Annotated in this window: 2 protein-coding genes; both read left to right on the forward strand. The window is 65.0% G+C overall.

The window, feature by feature from the left end; all coding sequences use genetic code 11:
- Positions 1–1,234 (forward strand): AMP-binding protein (locus tag EOA75_RS32455; protein WP_164747741.1); only part of this gene is annotated, 1,234 nt, incomplete at its 5' end.
- A gap of 71 nt (positions 1,235–1,305) precedes the next feature.
- On the forward strand, positions 1,306–1,777 hold a 472-nt coding region (locus EOA75_RS32460), incomplete at its 3' end, for a 50S ribosomal protein L11 methyltransferase (RefSeq protein WP_164747742.1).

Here is a 1,777-nt window from a genome sequence, read left to right on the forward strand (position 1 = left end):
GATCGCGGCGATGGGCGACATGTTGGGCGGGCTGAAAGGCGCGATCGTCAATCTCGTCGTGCGGCGGGTGAAGAAGATGGTTCCCGCCTGGTCGCTGCCCGGCCACGTCAAATTCAACGCCGCGCTCAAGGCGGGCTCGGCAAGCGCCTTCAAGCCGGCGGCGGTATCGGGCGACCATATCGCCTTCCTGCAATATACCGGCGGCACGACCGGCGTGTCGAAAGGCGCGACGCTGCTGCACCGCAACGTCTTGTCCAACGTGGCGCAGAATTCGCTCTGGGTGGAGGACGCCTATACGGTCAAGCCGAAGCCGGCGCATCTCAACTTCGTCTGCGCGCTGCCGCTCTACCACATCTTCGCGCTGACGGTGAACGCGCTGATGGGCATGCAGCAAGGCGCGCAGAACGTGCTCATTCCGAACCCGCGCGACATTCCGGGCTTCGTGAAAGAACTGCAGAAATACCCGGTCCACATCTTTCCCGGCCTCAATACGCTGTTCAACGCGTTGCTCAACAATGAGGATTTCCGCAAGCTCGACTTCAAGCCGCTGATCCTCACTCTCGGCGGCGGCATGGCGGTGCAGAAAGGCGTGGCCGAGCGCTGGAAGGCGCTGACGGGCTGTCCGGTGAGCGAAGGCTACGGACTTTCCGAAACCTCGCCGGTGGCGACCGCCAACAAGTTCAGCTCCAGCGACTTTACCGGCACGATCGGCCTGCCGCTGCCATCGACCGAGATCGCCATCCGCGACGACGACGGCAACAACGTGCCGCTCGGCGAAGTCGGAGAGATCTGCATCCGGGGTCCGCAGGTTATGGCCGGCTACTGGAACCGGCCGGACGAGACCGCCAAGGTGATGACCAAGGACGGGTTCTTCAAGTCGGGCGACATGGGCTTCATGGATGAGCGCGGCTACACCAAGATCGTCGACCGCAAGAAGGACATGATCCTGGTCTCCGGTTTCAACGTCTATCCGAACGAGCTGGAAGAAGTCGTGGCGCAGCACCCGGGCGTGCTCGAAGTGGCGGCGATCGGCGTGCCGGACGAGCACTCCGGCGAGGTGCCGAAGCTGTTTGTGGTCAGGAAGGATCCAGCGCTCACCATCGAGACGCTGACTGTCTATTGCCGCGAGAACCTGACCGGCTACAAGCGGCCGAGATACATCGAATTCCGCGCCGAACTGCCGAAGACGCCGGTCGGCAAGATCCTGCGGCGCGCGTTGCGGGAGCAGATTTGAACGAAAATGTTGCCGGCCTGACGCCAATACATCGCGCCGACCTCGACCCCGCCGAATTCATCAAGGCGAACATGCGGCTTCAGCCGGTGCCGTCGCTGCCTGAAATCCGGCTCTATACGGCCCATCCCGGCAGCGGGCTGAGGCGGCTGCTGGAACCGGAGGACGGGTCGCATGAGCACGCGGCCGAGCCGCAGCCGCCCTACTGGGCCTATGCCTGGGCGGGCGGCGCAGTGCTGGCGCGCTATGTTCTCGACCGGCCGTCAACCGTTGCGGGCCGGCGCGTGCTCGACCTCGGCGCCGGTTCCGGCCTTGTCGGTATCGCCGCGGCGCGAGCCGGGGCTAGGAAAGTGACCGCGGCGGAGATCGACCGCAACGGCATCGTCGCGCTCCGCCTCAACGCGGAGGCCAACGGCGTCGCCATCATCATAATCGGCGAGGACATCAGCGCCTGTCCGCCGCCGTCGGTCGACATTGTGCTCGCCGGCGACGTTTTCTACGGGCAAGCGGTCGCGCGGCGGATCGTCCCCTTCCTCGACCGCTGCC

Origin of the sequence: Mesorhizobium sp. M1A.F.Ca.IN.022.07.1.1 (assembly GCF_003997575.1) — a bacterium.
Classification (GTDB): domain Bacteria; phylum Pseudomonadota; class Alphaproteobacteria; order Rhizobiales; family Rhizobiaceae; genus Mesorhizobium.